The organism is Streptomyces sp. NPDC004658, from assembly GCF_040609555.1.
GTDB lineage: Bacteria > Actinomycetota > Actinomycetes > Streptomycetales > Streptomycetaceae > Streptomyces.
The window spans coordinates 1-5683 of the sequence record NZ_JBEXKG010000277.1; the positions used below are offsets into that span (position 1 = coordinate 1).

The window sequence follows — 5683 nt, forward strand, 5'->3', positions numbered from 1 at the left end:
GGGCGCTGCTCGCCGCCGGGCGGATCGTCGCCGTCAAGGGCGTCGGCGGCTACCACCTGGCCTGCGACGCGACCGACGAGCGGGCCGTCGCCACCCTGCGCCGCCGCAAGGAGCGCGGCGGCAAGGCCTTCGCCGTGATGTGCGCCGACCTGGAGACGGCGGAACGCGTCGCGGTGCTCTCCACCGCCGGACGGGACGCCCTCACCAGCGTCCGCCGCCCCATCGTCCTGCTGCGCCGCCGCACGCCCCCGGACGGCCTCCGCCTCGCCGGCCAGGTCTGCCCCGGCAGCCCGCACGTCGGCCTGCTGCTGCCCTACACCCCCGTGCACACCCTGCTCTTCGGTCTGCCCGGCGACCCGCCCGGCCCCCGCCTCCTGGTCATGACCAGCGGCAACCGCTCCGGCGAGCCCATCGTCACCGACGACGCCGAGGCGCTGACCCGGCTGGCCGGACTCGCCGACGCCTGGCTCACCCACGACCGGCCCATCGCCTCCCCCTGCGACGACTCCCTGCTGCGGGTCCGCCCCGACGGCACCGAACAGGTCCTGCGGCGCTCCCGCGGCTACGTCCCCCGCTCGCTGCGCCTCCCGCTCCCGGTCCGCCCCACGCTCGCCACCGGCGGCGACCTGAAGAACGCGCTCTGCCTGGGGGAGGGCGACCAGGCCTGGTTCGGGCCGCACATCGGCGACCTCGGCGACCTGGCCGGCCTCGCCGCCGCCGAACGCGCCGAACGGCACCTCGGCCTCCTCACCGGGGTCACCCCCCGGCAGGTGGCCGCCGACCGCCACCCCGGCTACCACTCGACCCGCCGGGCCGCCCGGCTCGGCCTCGGCGAACCCGTGCTGGTCCAGCACCACCACGCGCACATCGCCTCGGCGATGGCCGAACACGGCCTCGACGGCCGCACGCCCGTGATCGGCGTCGCCTTCGACGGCACCGGATACGGCGACGACGGCACGGTGTGGGGCGGCGAGATCCTGCTCGCCGACTACGCCGGCTACCACCGCCTCGCCCGGCTGACCCCCGCCCCGCTGCCCGGCGGCGACACCGGCGTCGCCAACCCCTGCCGGCTCGCCCTCGCCCGGCTGTGGGCGGCGGAACTGCCGTGGGAACCCGGACTGCCGAGCGTCGAGGCGTGCAGCGAGACCGAACTGGCCGTCCTGCGCCGACAGTTGGTTCGCGGACTGGCCTGTGTGCCGACCTCCGGCATGGGACGGCTCTTCGACGCCGTGTCGTCCCTGGTGGGGCTGTGCCACCGCGCCGGATACGAGGCGCAGGCGGCGCTGGAACTGGAGGCGGCGGCACTGGAGGGCTGGGACGCGGACCCGTGCGCCTACCCGTTCGGCCTCACCCCGCTGCCCGGGACCCGCGGCGGAACCCCGTGGCACGGGCTGCCCGGACGGCGGATCCCGGGGGCCGCCTGGGAGATGAACCCGGCCCCCGCCCTCCGCGCCCTGCTGCGCGACCGGGCCCGCCACACCCCCGTACCCGTCCTGGCCGCCCGCTTCCACCGGGGCGTCGCCCGGGCGGTCGCGCACCTGTGCCGGCGGGCCCGGGCCGAGACCGGCCTCACCACCGTCGTCCTCACCGGCGGTGTCTTCGCCAACGCCCTGCTGGAGGAGGAGACCGCCGCGCTGCTCACCACGGCCGGCCTCACCGTCCTCCGGCACGGCGAAGTCCCCCCGAACGACGGCGGTCTGGCACTCGGCCAGCTGATGGTCGCGGGAACAGCAGCCCACCACGAGACGGAGTGACCCATGTGTCTGGCAGTGCCCGGCAAGGTCGTGTCCATCGACCACCGTGCCGACCCGCTCACCGGCCTGATCGACTTCGGCGGCGTACAGAAACAGGCCTGCCTGGAGTACCTGCCCGACATCCAGGTCGGGGAGTACGTGATCGTCCACGTCGGCTTCGCGCTCCAGCGCCTGGACGAGGAGTCGGCCCGCGCGTCCCTCGAGCTGTTCGGCCAACTGGGGTTGCTGGAGGAGGAGTTCGGTGACGCCTGGGAGCAGGCGGCACGGCAGGAGAGCGGGACGGAGGCCCGGTGAAGTACATCGAAGAGTTCAACGACCCGGAGCTGGCGCGCCGGCTGCTGGACGAGATCCACGCCACGGTCACCCGGCCCTGGGCCCTGATGGAGGTCTGCGGCGGCCAGACCCACTCCATCATCCGCCACGGGATCGACCAACTGCTCCCGGACGAGGTGGAGTTGATCCACGGCCCCGGCTGCCCGGTGTGCGTGACCCCCCTCGACGTCATCGACAAGGCCCTGGAGATCGCCGCCCGCCCCGACGTCATCTTCTGCTCCTTCGGGGACATGCTGCGCGTGCCCGGCACCGGCCGGGACCTGTTCCGCGTCAAGAGCGAGGGAGGTGACGTGCGGGTCGTGTACTCGCCGCTGGACGCCGTGGACCTGGCCCGCAGACACCCCGACCGGCAGGTCGTCTTCTTCGCCATCGGCTTCGAGACGACCGCCCCCGCCAACGCCATGGCCGTCCACCAGGCCCGCCGCCTCGGCCTGGCCAACTTCAGCCTGCTGGTGTCCCACGTCCGGGTCCCCCCGGCGATCGAGGCCATCATGGCCGCCCCCGCCTGCCGGGTCCAGGGCTTCCTCGCCGCCGGGCACGTGTGCAGCGTGATGGGCACCGCCGAGTACCCGGACCTCGCCGAACGGCACCGCGTCCCGATCGTCGTCACCGGCTTCGAACCGCTGGACATCCTCGAAGGCGTCCGGCGCGCCGTCCACCAGCTGGAACGCGGCGAGCACCGGGTGGAGAACGCCTACCCCCGTGCCGTGCGCGACCAGGGCAACCCGGCGGCCGTCCGCATGATCGAGGAGGTCTTCGAGGTCACCGACCGTAACTGGCGGGGCATCGGCCGCATCCCCGACAGCGGCTGGCGGCTGTCCGACGCCTTCCGCGCCTACGACGCCGAGCACCGCTTCGACGTCACCGGCATCCGCACCGAGGAACCCGCCGTGTGCCGCGCCGGCGACGTCCTGCAAGGGCTGATCAAACCCACCGAGTGCGCGGCGTTCGGCACGGCCTGCACCCCGCGCACCCCGCTCGGCGCCACCATGGTCTCCAACGAGGGCGCCTGCGCGGCCTACTACCTGTACCGCAGGATGACCGACGGCCCGGCACCCCAGGGATCCCGCATCCCGCGCGAGGAGATGAACCCCGTTGGCTGAGCTCGCCACCCCGGACACCACCCCGGTCGACCCCGCGAACTGGACCTGCCCCGCACCCCTGCGCGACCAGCCGGTCGTCGTCATGGGCCACGGCGGAGGCGGCGCCCTGTCGGCGGAGCTGATCGAGCAGGTCTTCGCCCCCGCCTACGGCAACCCCACGCTCGCCGCGCTCACCGACTCGGCCGTCCTCGGCCTCGGCGGCGCCCGGCTGGCCTTCTCCACCGACTCCTACGTCGTACGCCCGCTGTTCTTCCCCGGCGGGAGCCTCGGCGACCTGGCCGTCAACGGCACGGTCAACGACCTGGCGATGAGCGGGGCCCGGCCCACCCACCTCTCCGCGGCCTTCATCCTGGAGGAGGGCGTGGAACTGGCCGTGGTCGAGCGCGTCGCCCGCGCCCTGGGCGACGCGGCCCGGGCCGCCGGAGTGACCATCGCCACCGGCGACACCAAGGTGGTCGAGTCCGGGCACGGCGACGGCGTCTACGTCACCACCGCCGGAGTCGGCCTGGTCCCCGAGGGAGTCGACATCCGCCCGCAGCGCGCCCGGCCCGGCGACGCCGTCCTCGTCAGCGGTCCGATCGGCCTGCACGGGGTGGCCGTCCTCAGCGTGCGCGAGGGACTGGAGTTCGGCGTCGGCATCACCTCCGACACCGCGCCCCTCGCGGACCTGGTGGCCGCCATGCTGGCGGTCACCCCGGACATCCACGTGCTGCGCGACCCCACCCGGGGCGGCCTGGGCGCGTCCCTCAACGAGATCGCCCGCGCCTCCGGCACCGGCGTACGGCTGCGGGAGCGGGCCGTGCCGGTGCCGGACGAGGTCGCGAACGCCTGCGGCTTCCTGGGCCTCGACCCGCTGTACGTCGCCAACGAGGGCCGGCTCGTCGCCTTCGTCCCCGCCGAGCACGCCGAGGCCGTCCTGGCGGCCATGCGCGCCCACCCGCAGGGCTCGGGTGCCGCCCTCATCGGCGAGTGCGTCGCGGACCACCCCGGCATGGTCGTCGTCGCCACCGGTCTCGGCGGTACCCGCGTGCTGGACCTGCCGCTGGGCGAGCAGTTGCCCCGGATCTGCTGACACCGCCCCCGGCCCCGCCGTCAGGCCGGGGCCGGAACCGGCTCCACGTCCGTGATCTCCAGCTCCCGGCCGCCGCGCAGCTCCTGCGAGGGCCGGTCGCAGCGCGGGCACCAGAAGAACGGCGGCATGCCGACCGTGAACTCCTCGGCACACCCGCCGCACCAGGCCCGCGCCGTCACCTGCTCCACGACCAGCCGGGCCCCCGCGAGCGCCGTGCCGTCGCGGGCCACCTCGAAGGCGAAGTGCAGCGCGTCCGGCACGACACCGGCCAGCTCACCGACCCGGACGGTCACCGAGGCCACGCCGGCCACGCCGTCCGCGCGGGCGATCTCCGCCGCCTGCTCCACGATCGCGGTCGCGATCGACAGCTCGTGCACGGCCGGCTCAGCCCGGACGCCTGGCGCCGGACCGCAGCTTGATCATGCGCCAGATGCGCACCTCCCGGACGATGCCCGGCAGTTCGAGGACGAGCAGCCCGAGCGCGACGGCGCCGAGCGCGACACCCTGCGCGATCAGCACGCGTTGCGCCGTCGTACCCGTCCGCACCTGCGCGGCCGTCGTCTCCGCGGGACACTTCCTGATCCCGATGCCCTTGTGGTGTCTCATCCTGTTCCTCATCCCGGCGAGATGTTCGGCATGATCTTCATGATGGCGTCGTGCCGCTTCCAGTGGATCCCGGTGGACCGGCGCGCGTCGGACGTGCCGTCCTCGTGGTGTCCGGTCTGGTGCTTGTAGGGCCCCTTGTTGCCCTGGTGCAGCCCGCGCACGTGCCCCGGTGTGTCGGGCCTCGCCTGGGGGCGGCCCACTCGGATGGCGCTCATCGCCGTTCTCCTCTCCTGCCAGGCCCTCACGGGCGCTCGGTGAGCTCCGCGAAGAACCGCTCCACGGCCGGCCAGACCCGGCCGCCTCCGGCGAGGCCGCGCCACTCCCGGCGGACCAGCGCGACCATCCGGAAGCAGTCGTCCACCGGCACGATCCAGTGGTGGTCCTGACCCCGCACGGTGTTCACCAACAGAGCCTCCACCTCGGGTGCCATGGTCGCCAGCGGAGGACACACGGCGCGCATCCGCGCCCAGCGGTCCGCCTCCACCTCCCAGCGCATCGCTCCGGCCGGGCTCGGGCCCTGCGCGGTGACCGCGCCGTCCGCGCGGGGCACGAAGAACACCAGCCCGACCGGTACCCCGAGCGGCCCGGTGTCCACCGGGGCCAGCCGCACCCGGCGGCTCGGCACCAGCAGATACCGGCCGCCGCCCGCGCCGTCACCGGCGAACAGCACCGCGCACGCCCCGCAGGCGCACAGCAGCTCCTCGCGGTCGGCGGCGTACATCAACAAGCCGTGTGTCGGCGTCCAGGACGTCGACGTCGCGGTCGACGCGCTCATCGGCGTCACCGCGCAGGACATCCCGATCCTGTCGGACCAC

At 74.4% G+C, this 5683-nt stretch carries 8 protein-coding genes; 4 read left to right on the forward strand and 4 right to left on the reverse strand.

Translation table 11 applies throughout. The features are described 5' to 3' along the window. From ABZV94_RS39640 to hypE, 4 genes are all read left to right on the forward strand, one after another. Positions 1–1754: Sua5/YciO/YrdC/YwlC family protein (locus ABZV94_RS39640; RefSeq protein ID WP_356349630.1), on the forward strand; the 1754-nt coding region annotated here is incomplete at its 5' end. A 3-nt stretch (positions 1755–1757) separates the two neighbouring features. Continuing rightward, positions 1758–2048, forward strand: a complete 291-nt coding sequence (locus tag ABZV94_RS39645; protein WP_058079171.1) for a HypC/HybG/HupF family hydrogenase formation chaperone — start codon at positions 1758–1760, stop codon at positions 2046–2048. Next, positions 2045–3190 (forward strand): hydrogenase formation protein HypD, encoded by a 1146-nt coding sequence (gene hypD, locus ABZV94_RS39650; protein WP_356349633.1) that lies wholly within the window; start codon positions 2045–2047, stop codon positions 3188–3190. Before ABZV94_RS39645 ends, hypD begins: the two co-directional genes overlap by 4 nt. Then, entirely contained in the window at positions 3183–4262 is a 1080-nt protein-coding gene (gene hypE, locus ABZV94_RS39655; RefSeq protein WP_356349636.1) for a hydrogenase expression/formation protein HypE, read from the forward strand. The genes hypD and hypE overlap by 8 nt, the downstream gene beginning before the upstream one ends. A 20-nt stretch (positions 4263–4282) precedes the next feature. Here the strand turns inward: hypE and hypA are convergent, their stop codons facing one another. The 4 genes from hypA to ABZV94_RS39675 are packed head-to-tail and all read right to left on the reverse strand — an operon-like array spanning position 4283 to position 5643. Beyond that, positions 4283–4639 (reverse strand): hydrogenase maturation nickel metallochaperone HypA, encoded by a 357-nt coding sequence (hypA, locus tag ABZV94_RS39660; protein ID WP_356349639.1) that lies wholly within the window; start codon positions 4637–4639, stop codon positions 4283–4285. Positions 4640–4646: 7 nt separating this feature from the next. Further along, the gene (locus tag ABZV94_RS39665) at positions 4647–4868 is read right to left on the reverse strand and encodes a hypothetical protein (RefSeq protein WP_356349641.1); all 222 of its coding nucleotides are present in this window, start codon (positions 4866–4868) and stop codon (positions 4647–4649) included. 8 nt (positions 4869–4876) lie between these two features. After that, the gene (locus ABZV94_RS39670; RefSeq protein ID WP_356349644.1) at positions 4877–5083 is read right to left on the reverse strand and encodes a hypothetical protein; all 207 of its coding nucleotides are present in this window, start codon (positions 5081–5083) and stop codon (positions 4877–4879) included. Between the two features lie 26 nt (positions 5084–5109). Continuing rightward, positions 5110–5643 carry a DUF5947 family protein gene (locus ABZV94_RS39675; protein ID WP_356349646.1) on the reverse strand — a complete coding sequence of 178 codons (534 nt, stop codon included), beginning with the start codon at positions 5641–5643 and terminating at the stop codon, positions 5110–5112. Positions 5644–5683 lie beyond the last annotated feature (40 nt).

What these genes read in the sequence shown, in the direction of transcription:
- ABZV94_RS39670 (WP_356349644.1), bottom strand. Translation starts at nt 5,083, where the DNA reads ATGAGCGCCATCCGAGTGGGCCGCCCCCAGGCGAGGCCCGACACACCG.
- ABZV94_RS39665 (WP_356349641.1), bottom strand. Translation starts at nt 4,868, where the DNA reads ATGAGACACCACAAGGGCATCGGGATCAGGAAGTGTCCCGCGGAGACG.
- ABZV94_RS39645 (WP_058079171.1), top strand. Translation starts at nt 1,758, where the DNA reads ATGTGTCTGGCAGTGCCCGGCAAGGTCGTGTCCATCGACCACCGTGCC.
- ABZV94_RS39675 (WP_356349646.1), bottom strand. Translation starts at nt 5,643, where the DNA reads ATGAGCGCGTCGACCGCGACGTCGACGTCCTGGACGCCGACACACGGC.